The sequence below is a fragment of the Phenylobacterium sp. genome (genome assembly GCF_041919955.1).
In the GTDB taxonomy this organism is placed as follows: Bacteria; Pseudomonadota; Alphaproteobacteria; order Caulobacterales; family Caulobacteraceae; genus Phenylobacterium.
This window is the reverse complement of record NZ_JAYRSU010000002.1, coordinates 1-24,632: the sequence shown is the minus strand read 5'-3', so window position 1 is coordinate 24,632 and position 24,632 is coordinate 1. Positions and strand designations below refer to the sequence as shown.

Genomic DNA, 24,632 nt, shown 5'->3' with positions numbered 1-24,632 from the left:
AGCGGAAATGACATTCAGGCCGCAGCACGGACGTCGCAGGATGTCCGCTGGGCGCATGCGGGCCGAGTGAGGGGCCGATTTCATGGGGTTAGGCGGGCCGGTCCCATCGTGCTCCGACAGCCGTCCTAGAAGCCGCCATTTCAGGGGAAGCTCCAAAGCAAGCCCGAGGAGTCAAGATATTGAGCTCCCCCTAGAGCTCCGCCGCAATATCTTGTGGATCGGTTGGCGAATCACCGTCGACGAATCAAGCTGCCAAAGGCAATTTTGGCGACGTTAATCCTCGTTGGGCTCGTCCGATGAATGCGCACGTGACGATCGCTGGTCCAGTCGCTCACCCCGAGCAGCAGTATCTCGACCTGCTGGCCGACATCCTGGCCAACGGCGTGCAGCGCGGCGACCGCACCGGCACAGGCACGCTGGGCGTGTTTGGCCGCCAGATGCGCTTCGACCTGGCGCAGGGTTTTCCGCTGCTGACCACCAAGAAGCTGCACCGCAAGTCGATCATCCTGGAACTGCTATGGTTCCTGCGCGGCGACACCAATGTCCGCTGGCTGCAGGAGCGCGGGGTCAGCATCTGGGACGAATGGGCCGATGCGGACGGCGAACTCGGCCCCGTCTACGGCAAGCAGTGGCGGTCCTGGACCGCGCCTGACGGTCGGGTGATCGATCAGATCGCGAACGTGGTCGAGGGGCTGAAGACCATGCCCAATTCCCGCCGCCACATCGTCTCGGCGTGGAATCCGGCCGACGTCGACGACATGGCGCTGCCGCCCTGTCACTGCCTGTTCCAGTTCTTCGTGGCGGACGGGAAGTTGAGTTGCCAGCTCTACCAGCGCTCGGCCGACGTCTTCCTGGGCGTGCCCTTCAACATCGCCTCCTACGCCTTGCTGACCCTGATGGTCGCCAAGGTGACCGGGCTGGAGCCGGGCGAGTTCGTCCATACCCTGGGCGATGCGCACCTCTACCTGAACCACCTGGACCAGGCGCGCGAGCAACTGACGCGCGAGCCTCTGCCGCTGCCGGTCATGGAGATCGCCGAGCGGCGCGACCTGTTCGCGTTCGAGTACGAAGACTTCAAGCTGCGCGGCTACAAGGCGCACGAGAAGATCGCCGCCCCGATCGCGGTCTAGACCTCAACCTTACAAAATTGCGAGTTCGCCGACGAAGGCCTGAGGGGCCACGGCTGTTTGCTCTCCTTGTCCGGAACGATCCGGGCGACACTCCAACGGAGAGCACCATGCGCAACCTCATCGCCCCCGCCGCCCTGGTCCTGGCCCTCGCCGCCGGTTCGGCCTTCGCCGCCACCCCCGCCCCGGCCGCCAAGCCGATGGCCGCCGCCAAGCCGGCCGCCACCGCCAAGGTCGATGCGAACGCCAAGCGCACCGCCTGCGAAAAGTCCTGGAAGGAACAGAAGACCCACACCGGCAAGGAAGCCGACTTCGTGAAGGCCTGCGTCGCCAAGGGCTGAGCGGCCCCCAAAGGCGGGCGGTTCCAGTCTCCCGACGCCGCTCGCCGGGCCATTTTCCGCCGCGATCCCGGTGCGGCGGAAAATGGCCTTGAATTCAAGCCTCCCCTCCCACCTTGGATCACGCCACGAACCGCGCCATCCTCCACCGGCACAACGGAACGCGCACCATGAGCCGCCGCATCCTGCTGGTCGAAGACGACGCCGAGACGGCCGACTACATCCTCAAGGGTCTGCGCGAGGAAGGGTACACCGCTGAACACGTCTCTGATGGGCGTGACGGCCTCTACGCCGCCTCGGGCGAGCCGTTCGACGCCATCGTGATGGACCGCATGGTCCCCAGCCTCGACGGCCTCAGCGTCATCAAGGCCCTCCGCGCGGCCGGCGTGGAGACGCCGATCATCGTCCTCTCGGCGCTCAGCCACCTCGACGAGCGGGTGAAGGGCCTGCGGGCCGGCGGCGACGACTATCTCACCAAGCCCTTCGGCTATTCCGAGCTGTCGGCGCGGCTCGAAAACCTCATGCGCCGACGCCCGACCGCCGACGTCGAGACCAAACTGACCTGCGGCGACCTGGTGGTCGACCTGCTGTCGCGCCGGGTCAGCCGGGCCGGCCGCGCCCTCGACCTGCTGCCGCGCGAGTTCAAGCTTCTGGAGTACCTGCTGCGCCACAAGGACCGCGTCGTCACGCGGACCATGCTGCTCGAACAGGTCTGGGACTACCGCTTCGATCCACACACCAGCGTCGTCGACACCCATATCAGCCGCCTGCGGAAGAAAATCGACGAGGGCTTCGGGCAGCCGCTGCTCCATACCCTGCGCGGCACCGGCTACCGGCTCTCGACCGAGCCATGAGGCCGCTGGGCTCGCGCCTGCGGCCCGGCGCGGTCTTCTTCGTGCTGATGGCGGTCGCGCTCACCGCCCTGGCGGTGGGCCTGCTGACCATCGACCGCGTCGGCGAAGCGATCATCGGCAAGCGCCAGCGTGAGGTCGCCGAAGCGGCCCGCGACTATTTCGTCGCCTTCGCCCACGAAGAGGGCATCGCGCCTCTCGCCCGCGCCCTCGACCTCCGCGACAAGACCGACCGCGGCGGTGCCTTCCGCTACGCCCTGTTCGCCGCCGACGGGCGGCTGCTGGGCGGCGCCCGGCTGGCGCCCGCCGACGACCTGCCGTCGGCCGGCTCGGCCCGGATGGAGATCTTCAGCGACGGCCGCGACAGTCCCTGGCGCGTCCTGGTCCAGCCGCTCGCCACAGGCGGCACGCTGGTCGTCTACGAGGACATCGGAGAGCGCGTCGCCTTCCGCCGCGCCCTGGTGGCCAGCGCCGCGATCTCGCTGATCGCCGCCATCGGCGCGGTGCTGCTGGCCGCGATATGGTTCAACCGCCTGCTGCTGAACCGCATGGAGACCCTGGCGGCCACGGCCGGCCGCATCGCCGGCGGGGACCTCTCGGCCCGCACCGAGGTCCATCCCAAGGGCGACGTCTTCGACCGGCTGGGCGAGGCGATGAACGGCATGCTCGACCGCATCGAGGAGTTGATGACCGGGATGCGCACGGTCACCGACAGCCTCGCCCACGACCTGCGCTCGCCCCTGACCCGAATGCGCGCCGACCTCGCCCGCGCCCTCGACCCCGACGTGGCCGAGCCCCAGCGCCTGGACGCCATCGAGCAGGCTCATGACGAGGCCGACCGCGCCCTGTCCACCCTGTCGGCCCTGATGGACATCGCCCGCGCCGAGGCAGGCCTCTCGCGCGACATGATGGGGCCGGTCGACCTGGCCGCTCTGGTCGCCGAGGTCGGTGAGCTGTTCGGCCCGGTCATCGAAGACGCCGGCCAGACCTTCGTGGCTCCAGAACCCGGCGCGCCGCTGGTGATCCAGGGCCACGAGCTGATCCTGCGCCAGGCGGTCGGCAACCTGCTGCACAACGCCGCCCACCACGCCGGCGAAGGCGCCAAGGTGCGCCTGGCGCTGGAGAAGGCGCCCGGCCGCCTGCGCATCGTCGTCGCCGACACCGGCCCAGGCATCCCGGCCGAACACCGTGGCCGCGTACGCGAGCGCTTCGTGCGGCTCGACGAGGCCCGCTCCAGGCCCGGCGGGGGGCTGGGCCTGGCCATCGCGGCGGCCTGCGCCAAGCTGCACGGTGGCGCGCTGGACCTGGAAGACGCCCATCCCGGCCTGCGGGTCGTCATCGACCTGCCCGCGCCGCCCGATTCTGCTATGACCGGGGCATGAGCAGCCCGATCCTCACCGCCGGCCCCATCGCCCGCGACCGCAACGGCGTCATCGGCAAGGACGGGACCCTGCCCTGGCGGCTGAAGAGCGACCTGGCCAACTTCCGCGCCGTGACCATGGGCAAGCCGGTGATCATGGGCCGCAAGACCTGGGAGAGCCTGCCCAAGAAACCGCTGCCCGGCCGCACCAACATCGTCCTGACCCGCGACGGCTCGTTCGAGGCCAAGGGCGCTGTGGTCTGCGACAACTTCAGCGAGGCGGTCTCCATCGCCCGCGAACAGGCCGCCGAGGACGGCGTCGGCGAGTTCTGCGTCATCGGCGGCGCCTCGCTGTTCGAGCTCGCGCTTTCCCGCGCCCAGCGCATCTACCTCACCGAGGTCGACGCCGAGGTCGAGGGCGACGTCACCCTCTCGCCCATCGACGAGAGCCGCTGGACCGAGGTCCGCAGCCAGGACTATCCCGCCGGCGAGGGTGACGAACACGCGTTTAAAATCCGGGTTTTGGAACGCCGCTGATCCGGCCATAGTACTTCCGAACGCCACCGAGCCGTGTGGCGCCAGGGAGCTGAGCATGGATCTGCAACTCGTCGCCGAGGGGTTCGAATTCCCCGAAGGCCCCATCGCCATGAACGACGGCTCGGTGATCCTCACCGAGATCAAGGGCCAGCGCCTGACGCGCGTCCATCCCGACGGCCGCAAGGAGACCGTGGTCGAGACCGGCGGCGGCCCGAACGGCGCGGCCATCGGCCCCGACGGCGCGATCTACATCACCAACAACGGCGGCTCCTTCACCTGGCCCACCCAGGACGGTCTGACCATTCCTGGCCCGACGCCCCCGACCCACACCGGCGGCTACATCCAGCGCTACGACCTGAAGACCGGCGAGCTCACCACACTCTACAGCGAATGCGACGGACGCCCGTTCGTCGGCCCAAACGATCTGGTCTTCGACAAGCAAGGCGGCTTCTGGTTCTCCGACCACGGCTGCGGCACGCCCGAAGGCCGCAAGTTCGGCGCGCTCTACTACGCCAGGATCGACGGCAGCCACGTCAGCCGCCAGCGCGACCATCTGATCTCCCCCAACGGCGTCGGACTCTCGCCGGACGAAAAGACCGTCTATCTGGCCGACACCCAGCTCGGCCGGCTCTGGGCTTTCGACGTGGTCGAGCCGGGCGTGCTCGGCCCGCCGGCTGGCTTCGCCGCAGGCCGCGCCGTTCATAACCTCCAGGGCGTGCAGTTCCTCGACAGCCTGGCGGTCGAGGCGGGCGGCAAGGTCTGCGTGGCCACCATTCTCAACGGCGGCATCACCGCCTTCGACCCGAACGGGACGATCGAGCACTATCCCGTGCCCGACCTCATCGTCACCAACATCTGCTTCGGCGGCCCGGACATGACCACCGCCTGGATCACCGCCTCGTCCACCGGCAAGCTCTACAAGGCCACCTGGCCCCGCCCCGGCCTGAAGCTGAATTTCAACGCCTAATAGGTCCTCCCCCACTGGGGAGGTGGATCGGCGCAGCGCGCCGAGACGGAGGGGGCCTGCTGAGTCCGCAGTCCCCCTCAGTCGGCCTTCGGCCGACAGCTCCCCCAGAGGGGGAGCAATTGAACGCCGCCGCCCTAAAACAGCGTCGCCAGCGCCTCGCGTTCGAAGTTCTTCAATTCCGACGTCCGCCCCGCACGCACCTTTTCCGTCCATTCCGGGTCCTGCAGCAGGGCCCGGCCGACGCCGACCAGATCGAAATCGCCGCGGTCCAGCCGGCGCAGCAGTTCGTCCAGCGACGCCGGCTTAGAGCCCTCGCCCGCGAACGCGGCGATGAACTCGCCCGACAGGCCCACCGAGCCGACGGTGATGGTCGGAACCCCGGTCAGCTTCTTGGCCCAGCCGGCGAAGTTCAGGTCCGAACCCTCGAACTCCGGCTCCCAGAACCGGCGCTGCGAGCAGTGCAGGATGTCGGCCCCGGCGTCGACCAGCGCGCCCAGCCAGGCTTCCAGCGCCTTCGGGTCCTTGGCCAGTTTCACCTCGTAGTCCTGCTGCTTCCACTGGCTGATGCGGATGATCACCGGATAGTCCGGCCCAACGGCAGCGCGCACGGCCTTCAGGATGTCGGCGGCGAAGCGGGCGCGGCCCGGCAGGTCCTTGGCGCCATAGGCGTCCTCGCGGACATTGGTGCCGTCCCAGAAGAACTGGTCGATCAGGTAGCCGTGGGCGCCGTGCAGCTCGATGGCGTCGAAGCCCAGGGCCTTGGCGTTGGCGGCGGCCTCGGCGAAGGCGCGGATGGCGTCGGCGACCTCGGCGTCGGTCATCGGGGCGCCGAATTCCTTGCCCGGACGGGTCAGGCCGGACGGGCTGTCATAGGGACCCGGCGGGGTCCACTCGGGATCGCGCGTGCGGACGTTGCCGACGTGCCAGAGCTGCGGAGCCATCACCCCGCCGGCCGCGTGCACCTCGTCGATCACCCGCTTCCAGGCCGCGAGTTCCTTCTCGCCGTGGAAACGCGGCACGTTCTTGTCGTTCAGCGAGGCGGGACGATCGACGCCAGTGCCTTCCGAGACGATCAGACCCACGTCCGCGCGGCGCCTGTAATATTGCGCCACGTCCTCGGTCGCCACGCCGCCCGGCGAGAACGACCGCGTCATCGGCGCCATGACAATGCGGTTCTTCAGGCGCAGGCCCTTGAATTCAAATGGCTTAAAGAGGGCGTCGGCCGACATGGGCTCTCCGTTTCAAACGATCGTTCGCTGTAAGGGGGTTTATGCACGACCGGTCGTTTTGTCAGTTCAGATTTTCTGTTGCACGACAGCAACTTCCCCAAACGCTCAGACGGCGCCATTCTTAGGTGAACAACGGTCACTCAGAGACCGGACCCTCGGAGGAATTGAGATGAGCGACGGCGCCGGCGACCTGAAAGCTGAAGCGCGCGCGCGGGCCTACGCCATGCCGCTGGACGAGATCAACGTGGCCGACGGGGAGCTCTTCCGCTCCGACACCCTGTGGCCGTACTTCGAGCGGCTGCGCAAGGAAGACCCGGTCCACTACCACAAGGAAGGCCTCCACGAGGACGGCCCCTACTGGTCGGTCACCAAGTTCAACGACATCATGGCCGTGGACACCAATCACGAGGTGTTCTCGTCCGAGCCGGCCATCACGATCTTCGATCCGAAGGAGGACTTCACCCTCCCGATGTTCATCGCGATGGATCCGCCCAAGCACGACATCCAGCGCAAGACCGTCAGCCCGATCGTCTCGCCGACCAACCTGCACATGCTCGAGCCGCTGATCCGCCAGCGGATCTGCAAGACCCTCGACGAGCTGCCGATCGGCGAGGAATTCGACTGGGTCGACAAGGTCTCGATCGAGCTGACCACCCAGATGCTCGCCACCCTGTTCGACTTCCCCTGGGAAGAGCGCCGCAAGCTGACCCGCTGGTCGGACGTGGCCACCGCCGGGCCGGAATCGGGCCTGTTCTCCTCGACCGATCCCGAGGTCGTCGAACAGGAACGCAAGATGGAGCTGTTCGAGTGCGTGGACTACTTCACGCGGCTCTGGAACGAGCGGGTCAACGCCGAGCCCAAGGGCGACCTGATCTCGATGCTCGCCCATGGCGAGGCGACGCGGAACATGGACCGCATGGAGTATCTCGGGAACCTGATCCTGCTGATCGTCGGCGGCAACGACACCACCCGCAACACCATGACCGGCTCGGTCCTGGCCCTGCACCAGAACCCCGACCAGAAGAAGAAGCTCTACGAGAACCCCGAGCTGATCCCTTCGATGGTCTCCGAAACCATCCGCTGGCAGACCCCGCTCGCCCACATGCGCCGCACCCTGACCCAGGACTTCGAGCTGGGCGGCAAGCAGATGAAGAAGGGTGAGAAGGTCATCATGTGGTACGTCTCGGGCAACCGCGACGAAGAGGTGATCGAGAACCCGAACGCCTACATCATCGATCGCGAGCGCCCGCGCCAGCACATGTCGTTCGGCTTCGGCATCCACCGCTGCGTCGGTAACCGCCTGGCCGAACTCCAGCTCAAGATCCTCTGGGAAGAGATCCTCAAGCGCTTCCCCAGCATCGAGGTCCAGGCCGAGCCCAAGCGCGTGTTCTCGTCCTTCGTGAAGGGCTACGAGCACCTCCCGGTGATCATCCCCAGCCGGTACTGATCCCAACGCGGCCCCTTCTCCCCTTGCGGGAGAAGGTGGCCCCGCGAAGCGGGGTCGGATGAGGGGTAGGCTGCGTTTCCAACTCGAAGACGGCCGACGCCGGTTCCACTGACGGGCCGCTTCCCTCATCCGTCAGGCTTCGCCTGCCACCTTCTCCTGCAAGGGGAGAAGGAAAATCGGCGCAAATCCTCTTCCCCGTCGCTTCGTCGCCCCGCCGTCCATGCTCGGCGACGCACGCGCGCCCGGCGCACCGCGATCGCCTAGCGCATCGCCATGCGCCGCCTCCTCCTCGTCCTCGCCGCAGGCCTGCTCGCCCTCCCCGCCGCCGCCCAGCAGGTCCCCATCGTCCAGGCGGGCGCCGAGGGCCGGTTCGAGCGCCAGATCGACGCCAAGTCGAAGGTCGAGGGCTTCAGCCAGGCACAGGTCGCCGCCTTCCGCGCCGCCATCGCCCCGGTGATCGAGCAGCTCGCCGCCATGCCGGGCGTGAACAATCCGCCCGCTCCCATCTGCCACCGCCTCGGCTCCTGGGTGCAGCTCGTCAATCCCGACGGCGTGCTGGGCGCCGAGATCAGCATGCTCACCCCGATCAGCTTCGAGAACGGCCGCTGCCACCGCATGACCGCCGGCGGCCTGCAGATCTGGGTCAACCGGCCGAACGGCGGCCTCGATCCCAGCCACTCCACCGTGCGCAGCCCGCAAGACGGCGGCTCGTCCTGGTACGTCCTGCCGATCCGCCCGGCTCGCGACCCGCGCCTCGTCGAGTACCAGTTCAACGGCGACGACTACACGATCTTCACCCGCGGCCGCCCGCTGCTGCGGCCCGTGACCATGGAGCGCTACCTGCGCCACCAGGCGCAGGCCCTGCCCAAGGCGCCGGAGAACTGGGCCGCAAAGCTCGCCGCCCTCGCCCCGGCCCAGCGCGGCCAGCCCGCCTGCCTCGGCGCCCGCTGGGCGTTCGAGCCGAACGGCGCCTGCGACCCGGCCCGCACCCTGGTCGAGGTCGATCCCGCCTATTTCGACAGGTCGCGCCCGGCCGACGTCCAGTTGCTGATCCTGACCACGCCGTCACACCGCTACCACGGCGAAAGCGACGCCGAACTCGCCGTCCGCACCGCCGTCCTGAAAGCCCTCGACCGCGCCGCCCTGGCGGCGCGGGTGCGATAGCTAGAAACTCACCTGCAGCCGCCCGGCCAGGGCCTGGCCCTCATCGACGCCGGCATAGGTCCCTGCGGGGTGCGTAACTTTCCAGCGGCTGACATTGACCATCAGCCGCATCCAGTCCTCCAGCCGCCAGTTCAGCCCCAGCGTCGTCTCCTCGCCGCGCCCGCCCAGCGGCGCGTCGGTGTTGTCCAGCCGCTGATAGCGCACGGCCAGCTCCCAGCCGCCCAGCCCGCCCTTGGACAGCGGCGCCAGCGGCGCGATCTTGCCGACATTGCCGACCCTCGGCGCATAGGTGCTGGGATCGCCGGTGATCATCCAGCCGGCCGACAGCGACACGGCGTCGATCTTCACATGGTCGCTGCGGGTCTCGACGTCGCGCCGCCCCGCCTCGGCGAACGACCAGAACTGCCCCTTCACTCCGCCCAGCTCCAGGCCATAGCCGTCGCTGCTCAAGGGGTCGGCCAGCGGCCCGGTCGTCACCTTCAGGTGCTCGTTGTAGTGCCCGGCCCAGGTCGTGGTCTTGGTCAGGCTGGCCAGGTCCGACGGGAAGTCCTCGTGGAAGCCCCAGGCGCCCAGGTGAATCAGTCCCTCCCGCCGCTTCACCGGATTCCAGTGCGCTCGCGCCAGATAGGCCTGCGTTCCGCGCGCCAGGTCGGGGTCGGCGGGGTCGTACCCGGCCGCCTGCACCGCCACGTGCCAGGTCGGCCCGAACACCTTGCCGATCGCGCCCCAGCCGTAGAAGCCTTTCAGCGGCGCGATCGCCGTGGCCACCGTGTTGCGCTCCATGAACGGCGTGCCGTCCGAGCTGCTCGATCCGTCCAGCCCTCTCTCGCTCAGGCGGTTGCCCAGGGTCAGCTCGACATCGTGCCCGGCCAGCTTGTCGCGCCAGGCCACATAGGTCCCGCGCAGCACCGGATCCTTGGCCGTGAAGTCGCCTTCCACGGTGTAGAAAACATGCTCGCCGACCAGGCCGTCGACGCCGAACCGGAACGTCCGCACTTCCTGATCAGAGATGTTGCGATCGTCGTGCTGCGAGCCGCCCGTGGCGCCGATGTCAAGCAGCAGCCGCCCCTTGGGACGCACAGTGAAACCGCCGTCCGGGCTTTCGAACTGCCGGGCCGATCCGTCCCACTCCAGCAGCGAGTCGGCCCGCGCCGGGGCGCCCGCCCCGGCCGCCAGCACCGCGCCCGCCGCCGCCAATACCGTACGCTTGAAAATCGACGCCTCCCCCGAGGACGAGTTCCCTCGTCCTCTAGACGCAGAGCGCGCCGATCCCAACAGCATCTTCGCGCCGTTCCGCGTTGAACGGGGTCCGTGCTCCCTAGAAGGTCACCTTCACACCGGCCCGCACCATCCGCGGCTCGACCGCTCGGCTGTGGACGTCCTCGACGCCCTCCGCCGGCTCGCCCGGCAGGCGCGAGGCGTAGAAGTACTCGATGTCCTTGCCGCTGCTGTCGAACGCGTTCAGCAGTTCGCCGAACACTTCGTAGCGGCCCGGCGTCCAGGCCGCGCGCAGGTTGACGATGGTGGTCGGCTCCGAGCGGCGGCTGTTGTCCTCCACCAAGGCATGGGCGCCCAGGTGGCGCACCCGCACCGCGGCGTTCCAGGTCTCGAAAGTCAGGGCCGCGCCCAACTCCCCGGCGTTGTCCAGCGCGCCCGGGATGTAGTCGAAGCCCGGCGAGTCCTTGAACCGCGCGCGGCTGCCGGTCCACACCCCGTCGATCGCCAGCCAGTGGGTCGGCCGCCAGAACACGGTCATCTCGTAGCCCTTGCGCTCGCTGCCCGCGAACGGCTCCACCGAGCCGGCGTCGCCGACATAGATCAGCTCGCTGTCTACGCTCATCCACCAGAGGTTCGCGCTGGCCACCACGCCCCAGCGCTCCAGCCGCAGGCCGAGTTCGCGGCCTTCGCCCTGCACCAGCCCCGGCGACGGCTGGTCCGGGTTGGTCACCCCGCGCGCGTCGTTCGAATGCAGCCCTTTGCCCCAGTTGCCATAGAGCGCGACGCCGTCGAGCACCTCGTACGAGATCCCCGCCTTGGGCGAGAAGGCGCGGTCGTCCACCTCGCCGCTCCAGGCCGCCCCATCCAGGCCTCGCACCTTGAAGCGATAGGCGTCGCCGCGCGCGCCCAGCATCAGTTTCAGCTTTTCGGTCGGCCGCCAGGTCGCCTCGGCGTAGAGCGCGCCCGAGGCCTCGTCGACCGCGAAGGCCGAGCGCACGGCGATCCGCCGCCCGTCGACGTCGTGATAGAGCCCGACCTTGCCGATCCTGTCGTTGCGCCCCTCAACGCCCAGGTCGACCGACAGGGTCGGGGTCAGCTTGAAGGTCCGCTCCAGCCGCCCGCCCCAGGTCCACAGCCGGTCCGACTGCTCCAGCTGGTCGCCCAGCACCGGGTCGTCCAGGAAGAAGGTGAAGTTCGAGACCATCGACCAGTCGTAGCGCTGCAGATAGGCCTCGGCCCGCCAGTCGGCGCCCTTCAGGCTGGCCGCCAGGATCTGCCGCTCGGTCGAGCCCTTCAGCGTGTGGTCGAGCGCGCCGTAAGCGTCCTTGACCAGCGTCCCGATGGCCCGCTCGGGGATCTGCTCGGTCGGGTTCCAGGTCGCCTTGTAGGCCGACAGGCTGATCCGCAGCATGCCCAGCGGGGTGTCGCGGGTGTACTTGGCGTAGCCCGCCAGCGGGCGGAACCGCTCCGGCAGCTCCCAGGGGCCGTCATAGGTCTTGGCGTCAGCCGCGATCAGCAGGTCGCCGCCGCCCACCTCCCAGCTCCCCCCCGCCGCCAGCCGCTTCCAGTCGTAGGCGCCCGCCTCGGCGCTGACGAACGGCGCGTCGAAGTGGTCGCGGGTCGTGGCCGCCGCCATGCCGACCAGGGCGAAGTCGCCGACGTCCGCCCGGTACGGGCCCTTGCGGTAGTCCACCCGCTCCAGGGTCTCGGGGATCATGCCGTTGAGGTCGAGATAGCCCTGGCCATGGCCGTGGGTGCGAAAGTTCATCGGCACGCCATCGATGAAGAACGCGAAGTCCGTCCCGTGGTCCAGGTTGAAGCCGCGCAGGAAGTACTGGTTGGCCTTGCCGCTGCCCGAGTGCTGGGTGACGATCATGCCCGGCACGGCCTCGAGGATCTCGGCGGTGCGTAGTAGGGGCCGGATGGTCAGGTCGCCGCCGGCGATGGCGCCCTCGCTGGCCGCGGCCGCCGTGCCGATGCGGGTCTCGGCGCGCCCGAACACCACCAGTTCGCCGACCTCATTGCCCGGCGCGGCCTCGTCGGCGGCGGCCATGGCCGGCAGCAGCGCCGCCGCTGCGACGGTCCACCACATGAAACGCTTGCGAGTACGGCTTGAACTCATGGCCGCGCTGATCCCCCTATCTGCTCGACCGACCCATGGCGGGCGGGATCAGGGGCGCCACGTAGATTTTGGTGTCGAACGGCCGTTACATGGCGTTAACAGCGGCGCGCCGAGCGAAAGTAGAGACCTTGTCCGACGACCTCCTGCGCAGCGAAGCCGACGCCATACTGGGCTCGGGGGCCCTCGGGCGCTCGCCGCTGCTCAAGTCGCTGTTCGAATATCTGCTGGGCCAGTCCCTGGAAGGCCGCCGCGTCACCGAGTTCGACGTCGCCAGCGAGGTCTTCGACCGCGGCGAGCAGTTCTCCTCGACCCTGGACGCTTCGGTGCGGGTCTACATTCATCGCCTGCGCCGCAAACTCGACGAGTACTATAGCGGCCCCGGCCACGCCGCGCCCCAGCGCATCGTCATCCCCAACGGCGAATACCGCCTGGTGATGGAAGATCGCGCCGCCGCCGCCGGCCATGACGCCGCGCAACCGCGCCCGATCGCCCGCACGGCCCTGCCGCGATGGATCTTCGCCGCAGCCGCGGCCCTGGTCGTCGTCAATGTGGGCGTCTGGGCCTGGTTCTCCGCAAGCCACCCCGTCGACCCGCTGCGCGAGGTCCGCCGCAGCGAGGTGTGGTCGCCGCTGGTGACCGATTCCCGGCCCATGCTGGTCGTGCTGGGCGACTACTTCATCTTTGGCGAGACTGACGGCGGCCCCGACGTGCGCCGGCTGGTGCGCGAATTCGACGTCAATTCCTCCGACGACCTCGACCGCCACAAGCTGGCCCATCCGGGCACCGCCGGCAGGTATGTGGACCTCGAGCTGCGATACCTGCCGGTTGGGGCGGGCGTAGCCCTGCGCAAGCTGCTGCCCGTGGTCGCCGGCCCCGACCCGGACCGGGTGCGGGTGATCCTGATGTCGGAACTCACCCCCGACATGCTGAAGACCCACGACATCCTCTATGTCGGCTATCTCAGCGGCCTGGGCCTGCTGGAGACTCCGACCTTCGCCGGATCGCGCTTCGCCATCGGCATGTCCTATGACGAGTTGATCGATCTGGTCGACCAGCAGCACTACGTCAGCCAGGCCGGCGCCGCCGTCGGCGCCTCCCAGCCGCACGTCGACTACGGCTACGTGGCCTCCTATCGCGGGCCGAACGGGGGGCGGATCATGGTCATCGCCGGCACCCGGGACGTCGCCCTGATCCAGGCGGCCGAGGCCCTGGCCCGGCGGTCCTCGCTCGATGAACTGGTCGGCAAGGCAGGGGGCGCCGACGCCTTCGAGGCCCTCTACATGGTCGAGGGCCTGGCCCGGACCAATCTCGACGGCAAGCTCGTTCTGGCCGCCCCCCTCAAGGCCCAGGACATTTGGACGCCCCGGGCCGAGGAGTAGGCCTTAAGCCTTCGGCTTGGCCGCCGGTTCGGTCGGCGGATACCAGAACTGCTCGTGGCAGGCCTCGCACGCCTCGTCGATCTCGCCGCCGACCTTCTCCAGTGCGGCAACGTCCTTGCGGTCGATGGCCGCCACAGCGTCCATGCTCGCCGCCTGCAGGCCCGCGGCATAGGCGACGAAGCTCGCCCGGTCGCCGTCGATCCGCTTCTGGATGATCGCCCCGGTCGGCGCGCCGGGCTGGCCCTCGCTGTCGATCTTCTGGCCGGGATGCGAGACCACGCGGCCCTCCATCGCCAGCAGGTTCGCCGATTCCGACAGGGCGATGGCTGCGTGGCGCACCTTGGCCCATTCGGCGTCGGTCTGCGGCCGGTGCTCGTGCACGCCGGTCGCGTCGCTGATCGTCGCCACCGAGTTCCAGATCACGTCCGCCGACTCGTCGACCACCGACAGCATCAGCTCGTGGATGCTCGCCAGCGGCTTGGGCGCATTGGCGCTCGCCGCGTTTGCCGCTGTCTTGGTCTCGGCCGGCTTCTGGCCGCAGCCGGCGAGCAGCGCGGCGCAGAGGGTGATGGCGGAGGCGGTGCGCCAGATCATGTCGTGGTCCTCTTTCGTTTCTATATCAGGGGGCCTTGACCGGCTCGACGCCGGCTTCGTTGCCGTATTCGCCGGACGGCACGAGCTCGTAGAAGCCGCTGATCCGCAGCCGCACGACCACAGGCTTCGCCGACTGGTTCTGCAGGTACCACCCGTGCACGCCGGGAATGGTCGCGGTCAGCGATCCGTTGGAGCTGGTCCCCGTCGCTTGCCGGTATTCGATCACCTTGGGCTCGCCGCCCTTGCTGGCCGGGGTCTCGCCGTGGAAGTCGTAATAGAACTCTTCCGGGTTCTCGATCGGGACCGACCACGAATAGACCAGGGTGTCCCCGGCCTTCATCCGCACCTTGAACTCCAGCTCGTTGTTGCGGGTCAGGCCGTCGCCGGCCGCCAGCGGAATCTCGATGACGTCGCTGCGATAGGGCGTGGCCTGGAAGCTGGTCGAGCCGACCGCGGCGGGCGCGGCCGCGTCGCTCGCCTTGGCGGCCTCGGCCGCATTGAGCCGCAGCAGGCCGCTGGCCTTGCCGAACCCGGTCGGGTCGAGCCCGAACTCGGCCGGCAGCACCACGGCGACGAACGCCAGGCTGGCCGCAGCCAGCGCCCCGGCGGTCAGGCCCAGCAGGCGGCCGCGCGGCGGCGCATGATCGATCTGGCCTTCTGCGGTCACGCCAGTCCCTTTCCTTGCATGAAGTAACCGGCCAGCTGCTGCTGCATCAGCAGGAAGCCCGCGGCCATGATCAGCACGTTGGCCGCCAGCGCCTGGCGTCCGAAGCCCGGCTGGCGGCGCCAGGCGATCACCAGGGCCAGCATGGCCGAGAGCGCGATCAGCTGGCCCACCTCGACCCCGAGGTTGAACGAGACCAGATTGGCCAGCAGCCCGTCCTTGGAGAGGTTCAGCTGCTGCAGCTTGGTCGCCAGGCCGAAGCCGTGGACCAGACCGAAGCCCAGCACCGCCGCCTTTGGGTTCGGCTGCACGCCGAACACCGTCTTGAAGCCGCCGAGATTGTCGAAGGCCTTGTAGACGACCGACAGCCCGATGACCGCGTCCACCAGGAACGGATCGACGCTGATCCGCCCCAGCACGCCGGCCAGCAGGGTCAGCGAGTGCCCCAGCGAGAACATGGTCACGTAAAGCGCCACGTGCCGCAGGTCGCGCAGGAAGAAGATGACGCCCAGCAGGAACAGCAGATGGTCGTATCCGGTCACCATGTGCTTGGCGCCGAGATAGAGGAACGGGACGATCTGCGGCCCCTGCGCCGCTGTCACGAAGGCCGCGTCGCCGCCGCCCACGCCGTGGGCCCAGGCGCCGCCGGCCAAGAGCGCCGCCGCCGATCCCGCGCAGAGCGCCCGGCCCAGCCGCCTCAGCCGCCGCCGATTGTCAGTCGTTCCGCCCAAAGACTGTCCCCCGATCTCGCCGCCATGCTCGGCGGCGGGGTCGCGGGCGCCTACGTAGATTCTTGTATCGAACGTCCGTTACAGCCGTTACACGCCGCCGGCCTTGGCCACGTCCGCCTCCAGCTTGGCGAAGATGGCGGCGGGCTCGACCTCCGGCGTCTGCGAGTGCGGATAGGCGTGGGCCGAGCGCGGCGCGCGGTCGAACCACAGCGCCCCGGCCTGCGGCGCCGGGCGGCGTGCGGCCAGCCACAGGGCGGTGTCCGCACCCTGCGCGCCCGAACGCAGGATCCAGCCCAGATGCTTGTTGAGGTCAGGCAGCGCCGTGCGCACGCCGTCGGTCGCCACCCAGCCCGGATGCATGGTGTAGGACCGGACGCCCTGCGCGGTCCATTTGTCCGACAGCGCGATCTGCGCGCGCTTGTGGGCGGCGTAGGCCATCACCCCGCTGTATCGCTCGGGCGTCTGCTCCAGCCGCCGCAGGCTGAGCGCCGAATTGTAGAGCCCGCCCGAGGCCATGTTGATCACCAGCCCGTCCTTCAGCGCCCCGCGCGCGATCAGCCGCTCGGTCAGGGCGTAGTGGCCCAGCAGGTTGAGGGCGTAGGTGCTCTCGAACCCGTCCGGCGAGGTCTTGTAGACGTGCTCCAGCCGCCCGACGTTGTTGACCAGCACGTCCAGCTTGCCGACGCCGGCGGCGACCTCTTCGGCCAGCCGGACGTTGTCGCCGACCTTGTCCAGGTCGAACTGCAGCGGCTTGATCCCGTGGTCGCGCGCCAGCGCCGCCAACGCCTCGCCGTTGCGGCCGACGACATAGACCGTGGCGCCGCGCTTGGCCGCCCCAATCGCGATCGACTTGCCGATGCCGCCCGTCGCGCCGGTGACCAGCCATGTCTGCCCCGAGAACGCTCGTCCGATCGGCCGCAGCGGCAAACCCCGCGCGATGAAGCCCGCCGCCGTGAAGGACGGCGCAAAACGGCCGTAGAAGTTCAAGAGCTTGTTCATCGGAGTCCCCCAAGGCCGGCGCGGTTCGCACCCCAGCTATCCGCAACTCCCATTAACTTGCAATATAAGACTTTTGTGCGGGCGAGAAATCGCCATCCCCGCCGCCTGCATGTTCCGCGGCGTCCAGGCGGCCGGAGGCAGGCGCTCAAGCCCGCCCCAACACGCCTATTTTCAAGGAAAATCAGCGGGTTGCGAGCCCCCTCGCAACCCGCCTGGAAAGGCTACAGCCCCAGCACCATCTTGGCCATGATGTTGTGCTGGATCTCGTTCGAGCCCGCATAGATCGAGGTCTTGCGGTAGTTGAAGTAGGTCGGGGCGATGGTCGCCGCATAGTCCGGCCCGGCCCGCGGCTCGTTGCGCTCGCCGCGGATCTCGGCCCAGGTGTCGCGCACGAACGGCTGGGCGTAGATGCCCGCCGCCTCCAGGGCCAGTTCGGTCACCGCCTGCTGGGCCTGGCTGCCTTCCAGCTTCAGCATGGAGGACGCCGCGCCCATCGCCTCGCCGGAGGTGCGGGCCGAGAACATCCGCAGCTCGGTGGCGTTCAGCGTGTCGATCTTGATCTGCATCTCGCTGAACTTCTTGCGGAAGTCCGGGTCGTCGATCATCCGCCGCCCGCCGTCGGAGGCCTCCAGGCTGGCGATCTTCCGCACCTTGTTGAGCTGGTTGGTCAGGCCCGCCGCGTACGGATTGCCCCGCTCGAACTGCAGCAGATACTTCGCATAGGTCCAGCCCTGGCCCTCCTCGCCGATGCGGTTGGCGACCGGCACGCGGACGTTCTCGAAGAACACCTGGTTGATCTCCTGGTCGCCCTCGGGCGGGCCGTCCAGGGTCGGCAGCGGCACGATGGTGATCCCCGGCGTGTTCATCTCCAGCAGCAGGAACGAGATGCCCTTCTGCCGGATCTCCTCGTTCGAGGTGCGCACCAGGCAGAACATCCAGTCGGCCCACTGGGCGTAGGTTGTCCAAATTTTTGAACCGTTTAGGACGTAATAATCACCGTCCCTCTCCGCCTTCATCGACAGCGAGGCGAGGTCCGATCCCGAGCCCGGCTCGCTATAGCCCTGGCACCACCAGGCGTCGGTCGAAAGGATCTTCGGCAGGTGCTGGGCCTTCTGCTCGGGGGTCCCGAACGCCATCACCACCGGGGCGCACATCTTCAGGCCCATGTTCGAGGTCGAGGGCGCGCCGGCCAGCGCCATCTCCATGTCGAAGATGTACTTCTGGGCGTGGCTCCAGCCGGTGCCGCCGTATTCCTTCGGCCAGTCCGGCGCGATCCACCCCTTCTCATAAAGCCGCTTCAGCCAGCGCACCTGGCCGGCCTTGTCGATATGGGCGTTCTTCGACTGGGCCGAGTGGGCGCGCATGTCGTCGTCGAAGGCCTCCGCGATAAAGGCCCGCACCTCGTCGCGGAAAGCCAGGTCTTCCTTGGAGAATTCCAGGTCCATGGCCCTACTCCACCGCGTCGAGATATTCGATTTCGGGACGGCCGCCCATGCAGGGCGCCATCTTCGCCCCGGCGGCCTTGAAATAGTCGGTCCCGCCGTGCGCCTTCAGGGCGTCCTCGTCCTTGTAGAGCTCCAGCACCTTGTAGACCGTGCCGTCCGTCCGGCTCTTGGTGAGCTGGTAGACGATGTTGCCCGGCTCGTTGGCGCGGACCTGCTTGGCGAGGTCGCTGAAGACCGCCTCGAACTCGCCCTGCTTGCCGTCCTGCACCTTCAGGGTCGCCACCACGCCGATCATGCCGTTCCTCCAACGATTGTTTGAACGGGACGTTAGAGGGCTGAACCGAGGCCGACAAGCGGCCATATCGCACGATCGGTCGTCAGGTTTTCGGGCCTCGCGTCCATCAACCCGCCGCCACGCAGATCCGGTCGGCGTCCGGTTTGCGCCAGACATCGGCGCCGCCGTGACGAACGATTGGGCCTCCCCCCGACGGAGCGCCCATGGACCTTTCGCAACTCGACCTGCTCGACCTATCGGCTCGCCTCGAAGGCGGCCAGACGACGTCCCTCGCCGTGACGCAGGCCCTGCTCGACCGCATTGGCCGGCTGGACGGCGACCTCCACGCCTATGCCTGGCTGACGGCCGAGAGCGCCCTCGCCGAGGCCGCCCATGCCGACGCCGAACGCGCGTCGGGCGGTGCGCGCGGCCCCCTGCACGGGGTCCCGCTGGCGGTGAAGGATCTCTGCTGGACCCGGGACGTCCCAACAGCCGCCGGCATGGCGATCCATCGCGACTTCCGCCCGGCCGAGGACGCCAGCGTCGTGCGCCGCCTGCGCGAGGCCGGGGCGGTGCTGCTGGGCAAGCTGCAGATGACCGAAGGCGCCTATTCCGACCACCACCCGTCGGTCACCGCGCCGGTCAATCCTTGGGGCGCCGACTACTGGCCCGGCGTCTCCTCCAGCGGGCCGGGCGTGGCCCTGGCCGCAGGCCTCTGCTTAGGGGCGGTCGCCTCCGACACGGGCGGCTCGATCCGCTGGCCCTGCGCCGCCAACGGCGTCACCGGCCTGAAGCCGAGCTGGGGCCGCGTCAGCCGTCACGGCGTCGTCGAACTCGCCGCCAGCCTCGACCACGTCGGTCCCATGGCCCGTAGCGTCCGCGACCTCGCGGCACTGCTCCAGGTGATAGCCGGCCCCGACCCGCGCGACCCGACAGCACGCCAGGCGCCGGTTCCCGACTATCTCGCCGCCGCCGGCCGAGGCGGGGCCGGCCTGCGCCTCGGCATCGACCGGGCCTGGAACGCCCAGGGCGTCGATCCGCAGGTCGCAGCGACCGTCACGGAGGCCGAGGCGGTGTTCCGCGCCCTGGGGGCCCAGATCGTCGAGGTCACGTTCCCCGACGTCTCCCAGGCCCTGGCCGACTGGCCGCTCGACTGCGCGGTCCAGGCCGCCGTCGCCCATGCGGCGACCTATCCGGCGCGACGCCAGGACTACGGCTCCGTCCTTGCCTCGGTGATCGAGACCGGGCTCGCCGCCTCCGCCGCGGACTATCAGCGCGTCCTCCTGCGGCGCATGGATCTGCGCGGCCGCGCCGACGCGGTCCTGGCCGGCGTCGACGTCCTGCTGACGCCGGTGCATCCGTTCGCCCCGCTGTCGCTGGCGACCATCGCCACCCTCGGCGAGCAGCCGGACCTGATTGCGGGGCTGCAGCGCTACACCTGCCCCTTCGACATGACCGGCCACCCGACCCTGGCCCTGCCAGGCGGCGTCGACGCCGCCGGCCTGCCCATCGGCCTGCAACTGGTCGCCGCCGACCTGGGCGAGCCGGCCCTGCTGGCGGCGGGCGCCGCCTTCCAGGCCGCCACCGCCTGGCATCGCCGACGTCCGGCCCTGGCGGAGGCCTGAGCCATGCGCAGCGTCTTCCACGGTTGGTGGGTCGTGGCGGCCGCCTTCGCCGTCACCTTCGTCGGCTTCGGCGCGGCCTATACCTTCAGCGCCCTCTTCGCACCGCTGCAGCTGGAGTTCGCCGCCTCCCGCGCTTCGGTCTCGGCGGTCTTCTCGATCGCCGGTTTCCTCTATTTCGCGCTCGGCGTGGTCAGCGGCCCGCTGTCCGACCGCTGGGGGGCGCGGCGCCTGATCGTTGGCGGCATGATCGTCCTGGCCGCGGGCCTGGCCCTGGCCGCGGCCGCTCGCAGCCTGACGCAGGTCTATGTCGCCTACGGGCTCGGGGTCGGGCTTGGCGTCGGTTTGGCCTATGCGCCCGCCCTCGGGGCGGTCCAGCGCTGGTTCGTCGCGCGGCGCGGTCTGGCCTCGGGCCTGGCGGTCAGCGGCATCGGGGTCGGGACCTTGGTCCTGCCGCCGCTGGCCGCCGCCCTGGCGCAGAGCGTCGGCTGGCGCGGCGCCTATCTGGTCCTGGCCGTCCTCGCGCTGGTGGTCGGCGGCGGCATGGCGCTGCTGGTCGAGTCCGATCCGGCCCGCCGCGGCTTGACGCCCGACGGCGCTCCGCCCCCAGCCTCTGCGCCCCCGCCCCGGGGCGTCGCGCTGGGCGAGGCCGTCCGAACCCGGCGCTTCGCCGGACTCTATGCCGGCTGCCTGGTCTGCGGCTTCGGCGTCTTCACGCCCTTCGCCCACCTCGTTCCCTATGCGCTCGACCACGGGATCGCCCCGACCCGCGCGGCCCTGCTGCTGGCCTTGATCGGCGCGGGAAGCACCGCCGGGCGCTTCCTGCTGGGCGGCTTGGCCGACCGGCTCGGCCGTCTGCCCGCCCTGCTCTCGATGTTCGTCGGCATGGCCGCCGCCATGGGGCTCTGGGCCGCGGCCTCCGACTTCGCCGCGCTCGCCGCCTTCGCCCTGGCCTATGGCGTGTTCTACGGCGGCTGGGTGGCGTTGCTGCCGGCCGTGGTCGCCGACTATTTCGGCGGCCGGGCGGTGAGCTCGATCATCGGGGTGCTCTACACTAGCGTCGCCTTCGGAACCCTGGTCGGGCCGATCGCCGCGGGGCGCGCCTACGACGCGGCCGGCAGCTACCTCGTCCCGATCGTCCTGGCCGCCCTCGCCAACCTCGCCGCGGCCGCGATCGTCGCGGTCACGGCCCGCGCGCCTACTTCGTCCCGATGACCATCGAGTCGGGGCCGACCAGGTGTTCGACCCGAGCCTCTCGGAAGCCGACCTGCTCCATCCAGCCGATGCAATCGGCCCCCGTGAAGTCGAAGCCGCCGCGCGTCTCGATCAGCATGTTGAGGCTCATCAGCAGGCCGAAGGCGTTGCTCCGCCGCTCGTCGTCGATAAGCGCCTCATAGACGATCAGCCGCCCGCCGGCCGGCAGCGCCTGGTGCGCCTTGGCCAGCAGCGCCAGCTTCGTCTCCAGGTCCCAATCGTGGAGGATGTGCCCCATGACGACGACGTCGGCCTGCGGCAGCGGGTCGGCGAAGAAGTCGCCGGGCTCGAACCGCACGCGCCCCGCCAGCCCCTTGGCCGCGACATAGGCCTCGAACACCGGCCCCACCTGCGGCAGGTCGAAGCCGATGGCGCGCAGGTGCGGATGGGCCAGCGCAATCGTCGCCGTCGCCCCGCCCTGGGCGCAGCCGACATCGACGAACGAACCCACCTCGTTCCAGGGGAACAGCGCGGCCATGGCCAGGGCCGAGGGCAGGCTGACCCCGGTCATGCCGCGCAGGAAACTCTCCAGCACGGCCGGTCGGCATAGACGGTCGCGAACAGATCCTGCCCGCCGTCCTTGGCCTCGTTCTGCGGCTCGCCGGTCCGCAGCGCCTGCGTCAGGTTCGCCCAGAACGGATAGAGCCGCAGGTTGGCCATTTCGAGGATCCCGCCGACATAGGTCGGCTTGCCGGGGTCCAGGAAGAGGTCGGTCTCCGGGGTATTGGCGTAGGCCTCGCCTTCGCGCCTGAGCATGCCCAGCGCCACCAGGGCGTCCAGGAAATCGCGGGCCGAGCGTTCGTGCAGCCTCAGCCGCGCCGTCAGCTCGCCGAGCGACCGCTCCCCGCCGGCCAGTTCGGTGAAGACGCCCAGCTCGACCGCGCTGAGCAGGGCCTTGGAGCCCCAGAACGCCCATCCCAGCTCCATGATCGCCTGCGGCGTGCGCGCGTCCATGCCTTGCTCCTCGCAAAGCCCTCCCCGCGCGAACGGTCCGCCCGGGCCAGACGAAGGTCAAGCTGGGGATACCGGCGTTATTCGGAATTGGGATTGGCGCGGCCGGCCACACCCGCTCACCCTAGCGTCTTCTCCAGTAGCAGAGTCGTCAGGCCGCTGTCCCATTCCTCGTCGGGATAAGTGTCGACCTCGTGATAGCCGAGCGCGGCGTAGAAGGCGCGGGCGCGGATGTTGAAGGTGTCGGTCTCCAGCCGCACGGCCGGCAGGCCTGCCTTGGCGATCTGCGTTTCGGCATGCGCGAGCAGCGCGCGGCCGACGCCGCGTCGCTGGGCGGTCCCGGTCACGTGCAGGGCCTGGATGAAGTCGCCCTCCCAGTGGACCATGCCGAGAATGGCCTGCCCGTCGCAGGCCAGAAGAAACTCAGGGCCGCGCTCGCGTACATAGGCCAGGGCGCGCCCTTCGCGGGCGTGACGTTCAAGCGCTTCCGGGCGCAGTTGCGGCGCCCAGGTCGAATGGAAGGTGTCCTCCAGCACGGCGACGACGCCGGCTTCGTCCTCGGACTGGAAGGGCCTCAGGACGAGGGGCGGCTCAGCGCCCCTGACGCTCGTTCCAGCCATAGGCGACCCAATGGTGGCCGCCCAGGTGACGGGCCTCGATCACGCCGTCGTCGCGGCGCTGGGCGCGGGCCTTCTTGGCGCGCAGGGCGAAGCCGGCCAGAGCCAGCAGGGCCGAGGCCATGACGGCGACCACCACCACGGTGGCGGCGAAGAAAACGGCCAGTACGGCGCCGATCGCCACGGCGGCGGCGGTGGCGATAGCCCCTCCGACCACAGACAGGCCGCGCAGGGCCGAACCGTGTTTCCTGGCGAATTCGCGAACCATGAGCTTCCTCAAGGGCGCCGCTTGTTACGGCTAAACGGATAATTCCGCCGGGCGATCCCCGACGTCAACGCAAACCAGAGAAATCACCACAAAGTGGCGGCATCATGCCGCCCCTTCGAGCGTCATAGCCCGCCGCTCGCGCATGATGTCGTCGAAGGCGGCGTTGATGGCCGCGGACTTCGCCTCTGCCACCTCGATGAACTCGCTAGGCAGCCCACGGCCGCGGGCGCGGTCGGGGTGCGCCTCGGAGAGCGCCGCTTTCCAGGCCGCGCGCACCTCGGCGTCCGGCGCATCGTGGGCGATGGCCAGCACGCCGTAGGGATCGTCCGCCCCCAGGCCCAGGTGCACCGCCTTGAGCCGGCGGAAAGTCAGGGGCGAGAAGCCGAACAGCTCAGCGACCCGTTCCAGATAGTCGAGCTCGTCCTGGGTCACCGCCCCGTCGGCGCCGGCGATGTGGAAGAGGCCGTCCAGTACGTCCTCCAGCAGGGTCGGGCAGCCGGCGTAGCGTTTGGCCAGCCGCCGCGCATAGCTCTCGAAGCCGCGCGTCGTCTGCCGCGCCAGGTCGTAGAGCCGGTGGATGTTCTTCTCCGACGCCGCGTCGGGGGTGAAGACCTGGGCGAAGGCGTCGAACTCGCCGACGCTCGCCCGACCGTCCGCCTTGGCGAGCTTGGCCCCCAGCGCCGTGACCGCCGTCGAGAACGCCGGATCCTCCCCCGGCCGGACCGAGGGGCAGCCGGCGCAGTCCCCCGCGTCGGGTCTACGAACAGCCAAGCCAGCTATGTTGCGCCAGAAGCTCATGGGAGTATCGAAAGCTGTAAGGCGCGGAGTCGGCGCTGACAACGCATATCGAACCCCTGAAAGGTTAAGGTTTGGACAGGCTCTGGAGCTTCTGGATCGACCGTGGCGGCACCTTCACCGACGTGATCGCGCGCTCGGGCGAGGGCCACGAGACCTCGCTGAAGCTGCTGTCCGCCTCGCCGGCCTACGAGGACGCCGCCGTGGAGGCGATGCGCCGTGTGCTGGGCGCCGCGCCAGGCGAGCCGTTCCCGGCCGAGCGCGTCGCCGCCATCAAGATGGGAACCACGGTCGCCACCAACGCCCTGCTCGAGCGGGCCGGAGCCAAGACGCTGCTGGTGGTCACCGCGGGCTTCGCCGACGCCCTGACCATCGGCGACCAGGCCCGCCCCGACCTCTTCGCGCTCGATATCGAGCGCCCGCCGCCGTTGCATTCCGGCGTGGTCGAGGCGGCGGAGCGCCTGGCCGCGGACGGCGGCCACGGCGCGCCGCTCGACCAGGCCGCCCACGCCGCCGCCCACGCGAAGGCCAGGGCCGAGGGCTTCACCTCGGTCGCCATCGCCTTCCTGCACGCCGACCTCAATCCTGCGCACGAGCAGGCCGCCGGCGCCCTGGCCCGCGCGGCCGGCTTTGAGTTCGTGGCGCTCAGCCACGAGGTCTCGCCCCTGCCCCGCTTCGT

Annotated in this window: 26 protein-coding genes; 12 read left to right on the top strand and 14 right to left on the bottom strand. The window is 69.4% G+C overall.

Going from position 1 to position 24,632, the window contains the following annotated elements:
* Window positions 1-296 precede the first annotated feature (296 nt).
* The 6 genes from ACE3T2_RS01840 (at window position 297) to ACE3T2_RS01815 (ending at window position 5,180) form a co-directional block, all read left to right on the top strand.
* Window positions 297-1,130, top strand: a complete 834-nt coding sequence (locus ACE3T2_RS01840; protein ID WP_374654103.1) for a thymidylate synthase — start codon at window positions 297-299, stop codon at window positions 1,128-1,130.
* Window positions 1,131-1,237: 107 nt separating this feature from the next.
* Window positions 1,238-1,468: a hypothetical protein gene (locus ACE3T2_RS01835; RefSeq protein ID WP_374654101.1), complete on the top strand. Its 231-nt coding sequence runs from the start codon at window positions 1,238-1,240 to the stop codon at window positions 1,466-1,468.
* Between the two features lie 167 nt (window positions 1,469-1,635).
* Window positions 1,636-2,319: a response regulator transcription factor gene (locus ACE3T2_RS01830; RefSeq protein ID WP_374654099.1), complete on the top strand. Its 684-nt coding sequence runs from the start codon at window positions 1,636-1,638 to the stop codon at window positions 2,317-2,319.
* The gene (locus ACE3T2_RS01825; protein ID WP_374654097.1) at window positions 2,316-3,698 is read left to right on the top strand and encodes an ATP-binding protein; all 1,383 of its coding nucleotides are present in this window, start codon (window positions 2,316-2,318) and stop codon (window positions 3,696-3,698) included. The genes ACE3T2_RS01830 and ACE3T2_RS01825 overlap by 4 nt, the downstream gene beginning before the upstream one ends.
* Complete coding sequence (locus ACE3T2_RS01820) at window positions 3,695-4,213, top strand: dihydrofolate reductase (RefSeq protein WP_374654095.1); 519 nt, start codon at window positions 3,695-3,697, stop codon at window positions 4,211-4,213. Before ACE3T2_RS01825 ends, ACE3T2_RS01820 begins: the two co-directional genes overlap by 4 nt.
* A gap of 55 nt (window positions 4,214-4,268) precedes the next feature.
* Window positions 4,269-5,180: an SMP-30/gluconolactonase/LRE family protein gene (locus ACE3T2_RS01815; RefSeq protein WP_374654093.1), complete on the top strand. Its 912-nt coding sequence runs from the start codon at window positions 4,269-4,271 to the stop codon at window positions 5,178-5,180.
* A gap of 134 nt (window positions 5,181-5,314) precedes the next feature.
* On the opposite strand, the gene ACE3T2_RS01810 is transcribed toward ACE3T2_RS01815, so the two are convergent.
* Window positions 5,315-6,409 carry an NADH:flavin oxidoreductase gene (locus tag ACE3T2_RS01810; RefSeq protein WP_374654091.1) on the bottom strand — a complete coding sequence of 365 codons (1,095 nt, stop codon included), beginning with the start codon at window positions 6,407-6,409 and terminating at the stop codon, window positions 5,315-5,317.
* 169 nt (window positions 6,410-6,578) lie between these two features.
* Between ACE3T2_RS01810 and ACE3T2_RS01805 the strand changes: the two genes are divergently transcribed.
* Both ACE3T2_RS01805 and ACE3T2_RS01800 read left to right on the top strand, forming a co-directional pair.
* Window positions 6,579-7,856, top strand: coding sequence for a cytochrome P450 (locus tag ACE3T2_RS01805; RefSeq protein WP_374654089.1), 1,278 nt, complete (start codon window positions 6,579-6,581; stop codon window positions 7,854-7,856).
* Window positions 7,857-8,129: 273 nt separating this feature from the next.
* On the top strand, window positions 8,130-9,020 hold the full coding sequence (locus ACE3T2_RS01800; RefSeq protein ID WP_374654087.1) for a hypothetical protein: 891 nt from the start codon (window positions 8,130-8,132) through the stop codon (window positions 9,018-9,020).
* On the opposite strand, the gene ACE3T2_RS01795 is transcribed toward ACE3T2_RS01800, so the two are convergent.
* Window positions 9,021-10,217, bottom strand: a complete 1,197-nt coding sequence (locus ACE3T2_RS01795) for an OprO/OprP family phosphate-selective porin (protein WP_374654085.1) — start codon at window positions 10,215-10,217, stop codon at window positions 9,021-9,023. It lies immediately after the preceding gene.
* A 121-nt stretch (window positions 10,218-10,338) separates the two neighbouring features.
* Entirely contained in the window at window positions 10,339-12,360 is a 2,022-nt protein-coding gene (locus ACE3T2_RS01790) for a TonB-dependent receptor (protein ID WP_374654083.1), read from the bottom strand.
* A gap of 128 nt (window positions 12,361-12,488) precedes the next feature.
* Between ACE3T2_RS01790 and ACE3T2_RS01785 the strand changes: the two genes are divergently transcribed.
* Window positions 12,489-13,739, top strand: a complete 1,251-nt coding sequence (locus ACE3T2_RS01785) for a hypothetical protein (protein ID WP_374654081.1) — start codon at window positions 12,489-12,491, stop codon at window positions 13,737-13,739.
* A gap of 3 nt (window positions 13,740-13,742) precedes the next feature.
* On the opposite strand, the gene ACE3T2_RS01780 is transcribed toward ACE3T2_RS01785, so the two are convergent.
* From ACE3T2_RS01780 to ACE3T2_RS01755, 6 genes are all read right to left on the bottom strand, one after another.
* Window positions 13,743-14,333: a hypothetical protein gene (locus ACE3T2_RS01780; protein ID WP_374654079.1), complete on the bottom strand. Its 591-nt coding sequence runs from the start codon at window positions 14,331-14,333 to the stop codon at window positions 13,743-13,745.
* A 25-nt stretch (window positions 14,334-14,358) separates the two neighbouring features.
* The gene (locus ACE3T2_RS01775; protein WP_374654077.1) at window positions 14,359-15,000 is read right to left on the bottom strand and encodes a hypothetical protein; all 642 of its coding nucleotides are present in this window, start codon (window positions 14,998-15,000) and stop codon (window positions 14,359-14,361) included.
* Window positions 14,997-15,689: a HupE/UreJ family protein gene (locus tag ACE3T2_RS01770; protein ID WP_374654665.1), complete on the bottom strand. Its 693-nt coding sequence runs from the start codon at window positions 15,687-15,689 to the stop codon at window positions 14,997-14,999. The genes ACE3T2_RS01775 and ACE3T2_RS01770 overlap by 4 nt, the downstream gene beginning before the upstream one ends.
* Window positions 15,690-15,815: 126 nt before the next feature.
* A complete protein-coding gene (locus ACE3T2_RS01765) occupies window positions 15,816-16,727 on the bottom strand; it encodes an SDR family NAD(P)-dependent oxidoreductase (RefSeq protein WP_374654075.1) in 912 nt (303 codons plus the stop codon).
* A gap of 221 nt (window positions 16,728-16,948) precedes the next feature.
* Complete coding sequence (locus tag ACE3T2_RS01760) at window positions 16,949-18,172, bottom strand: acyl-CoA dehydrogenase family protein (protein ID WP_374654073.1); 1,224 nt, start codon at window positions 18,170-18,172, stop codon at window positions 16,949-16,951.
* A gap of 4 nt (window positions 18,173-18,176) precedes the next feature.
* The gene (locus tag ACE3T2_RS01755; protein ID WP_374654071.1) at window positions 18,177-18,467 is read right to left on the bottom strand and encodes a putative quinol monooxygenase; all 291 of its coding nucleotides are present in this window, start codon (window positions 18,465-18,467) and stop codon (window positions 18,177-18,179) included.
* Window positions 18,468-18,670: 203 nt separating this feature from the next.
* On the opposite strand from ACE3T2_RS01755, the gene ACE3T2_RS01750 reads away from it, so the two are divergent.
* Window positions 18,671-20,071: an amidase gene (locus ACE3T2_RS01750; RefSeq protein WP_374654069.1), complete on the top strand. Its 1,401-nt coding sequence runs from the start codon at window positions 18,671-18,673 to the stop codon at window positions 20,069-20,071.
* A 3-nt stretch (window positions 20,072-20,074) separates the two neighbouring features.
* Complete coding sequence (locus ACE3T2_RS01745) at window positions 20,075-21,283, top strand: MFS transporter (protein WP_374654067.1); 1,209 nt, start codon at window positions 20,075-20,077, stop codon at window positions 21,281-21,283.
* Here the strand turns inward: ACE3T2_RS01745 and ACE3T2_RS01740 are convergent.
* The 5 genes from ACE3T2_RS01740 to ACE3T2_RS01720 form a co-directional block, all read right to left on the bottom strand.
* Entirely contained in the window at window positions 21,267-21,857 is a 591-nt protein-coding gene (locus ACE3T2_RS01740) for a methyltransferase (protein ID WP_374654065.1), read from the bottom strand. The genes ACE3T2_RS01745 and ACE3T2_RS01740 overlap by 17 nt on opposite strands.
* Entirely contained in the window at window positions 21,830-22,276 is a 447-nt protein-coding gene (locus ACE3T2_RS01735) for a methyltransferase dimerization domain-containing protein (protein ID WP_374654063.1), read from the bottom strand. The genes ACE3T2_RS01740 and ACE3T2_RS01735 overlap by 28 nt, the downstream gene beginning before the upstream one ends.
* 116 nt (window positions 22,277-22,392) lie before the next feature.
* Window positions 22,393-22,893 (bottom strand): GNAT family N-acetyltransferase, encoded by a 501-nt coding sequence (locus ACE3T2_RS01730; protein WP_374654061.1) that lies wholly within the window; start codon window positions 22,891-22,893, stop codon window positions 22,393-22,395.
* Entirely contained in the window at window positions 22,865-23,158 is a 294-nt protein-coding gene (locus tag ACE3T2_RS01725; protein WP_374654059.1) for a hypothetical protein, read from the bottom strand. The genes ACE3T2_RS01730 and ACE3T2_RS01725 overlap by 29 nt, the downstream gene beginning before the upstream one ends.
* Before the next feature lie 102 nt (window positions 23,159-23,260).
* On the bottom strand, window positions 23,261-23,956 hold the full coding sequence (locus tag ACE3T2_RS01720; RefSeq protein WP_374654057.1) for a TerB family tellurite resistance protein: 696 nt from the start codon (window positions 23,954-23,956) through the stop codon (window positions 23,261-23,263).
* A 71-nt stretch (window positions 23,957-24,027) separates the two neighbouring features.
* On the opposite strand from ACE3T2_RS01720, the gene ACE3T2_RS01715 reads away from it, so the two are divergent.
* Window positions 24,028-24,632: hydantoinase/oxoprolinase N-terminal domain-containing protein (locus tag ACE3T2_RS01715; RefSeq protein ID WP_374654055.1), on the top strand; the 605-nt coding region annotated here is incomplete at its 3' end.

Bases quoted from the DNA above. Each gene is read 5' to 3' on its own strand.
- ACE3T2_RS01825 (WP_374654097.1), top strand. From the start codon at position 2,316: ATGAGGCCGCTGGGCTCGCGCCTGCGGCCCGGCGCGGTCTTCTTCGTG.
- ACE3T2_RS01730 (WP_374654061.1), bottom strand. From the start codon at position 22,893: ATGGCTGGAACGAGCGTCAGGGGCGCTGAGCCGCCCCTCGTCCTGAGG.
- ACE3T2_RS01760 (WP_374654073.1), bottom strand. From the start codon at position 18,172: ATGGACCTGGAATTCTCCAAGGAAGACCTGGCTTTCCGCGACGAGGTG.
- ACE3T2_RS01815 (WP_374654093.1), top strand. From the start codon at position 4,269: ATGGATCTGCAACTCGTCGCCGAGGGGTTCGAATTCCCCGAAGGCCCC.
- ACE3T2_RS01765 (WP_374654075.1), bottom strand. From the start codon at position 16,727: ATGAACAAGCTCTTGAACTTCTACGGCCGTTTTGCGCCGTCCTTCACG.
- ACE3T2_RS01820 (WP_374654095.1), top strand. From the start codon at position 3,695: ATGAGCAGCCCGATCCTCACCGCCGGCCCCATCGCCCGCGACCGCAAC.
- ACE3T2_RS01830 (WP_374654099.1), top strand. From the start codon at position 1,636: ATGAGCCGCCGCATCCTGCTGGTCGAAGACGACGCCGAGACGGCCGAC.
- ACE3T2_RS01735 (WP_374654063.1), bottom strand. From the start codon at position 22,276: ATGGACGCGCGCACGCCGCAGGCGATCATGGAGCTGGGATGGGCGTTC.
- ACE3T2_RS01725 (WP_374654059.1), bottom strand. From the start codon at position 23,158: ATGGTTCGCGAATTCGCCAGGAAACACGGTTCGGCCCTGCGCGGCCTG.
- ACE3T2_RS01835 (WP_374654101.1), top strand. From the start codon at position 1,238: ATGCGCAACCTCATCGCCCCCGCCGCCCTGGTCCTGGCCCTCGCCGCC.
- ACE3T2_RS01805 (WP_374654089.1), top strand. From the start codon at position 6,579: ATGAGCGACGGCGCCGGCGACCTGAAAGCTGAAGCGCGCGCGCGGGCC.
- ACE3T2_RS01780 (WP_374654079.1), bottom strand. From the start codon at position 14,333: ATGATCTGGCGCACCGCCTCCGCCATCACCCTCTGCGCCGCGCTGCTC.
- ACE3T2_RS01810 (WP_374654091.1), bottom strand. From the start codon at position 6,409: ATGTCGGCCGACGCCCTCTTTAAGCCATTTGAATTCAAGGGCCTGCGC.
- ACE3T2_RS01755 (WP_374654071.1), bottom strand. From the start codon at position 18,467: ATGATCGGCGTGGTGGCGACCCTGAAGGTGCAGGACGGCAAGCAGGGC.
- ACE3T2_RS01745 (WP_374654067.1), top strand. From the start codon at position 20,075: ATGCGCAGCGTCTTCCACGGTTGGTGGGTCGTGGCGGCCGCCTTCGCC.
- ACE3T2_RS01840 (WP_374654103.1), top strand. From the start codon at position 297: ATGAATGCGCACGTGACGATCGCTGGTCCAGTCGCTCACCCCGAGCAG.
- ACE3T2_RS01800 (WP_374654087.1), top strand. From the start codon at position 8,130: ATGCGCCGCCTCCTCCTCGTCCTCGCCGCAGGCCTGCTCGCCCTCCCC.
- ACE3T2_RS01790 (WP_374654083.1), bottom strand. From the start codon at position 12,360: ATGAGTTCAAGCCGTACTCGCAAGCGTTTCATGTGGTGGACCGTCGCA.
- ACE3T2_RS01750 (WP_374654069.1), top strand. From the start codon at position 18,671: ATGGACCTTTCGCAACTCGACCTGCTCGACCTATCGGCTCGCCTCGAA.
- ACE3T2_RS01720 (WP_374654057.1), bottom strand. From the start codon at position 23,956: ATGAGCTTCTGGCGCAACATAGCTGGCTTGGCTGTTCGTAGACCCGAC.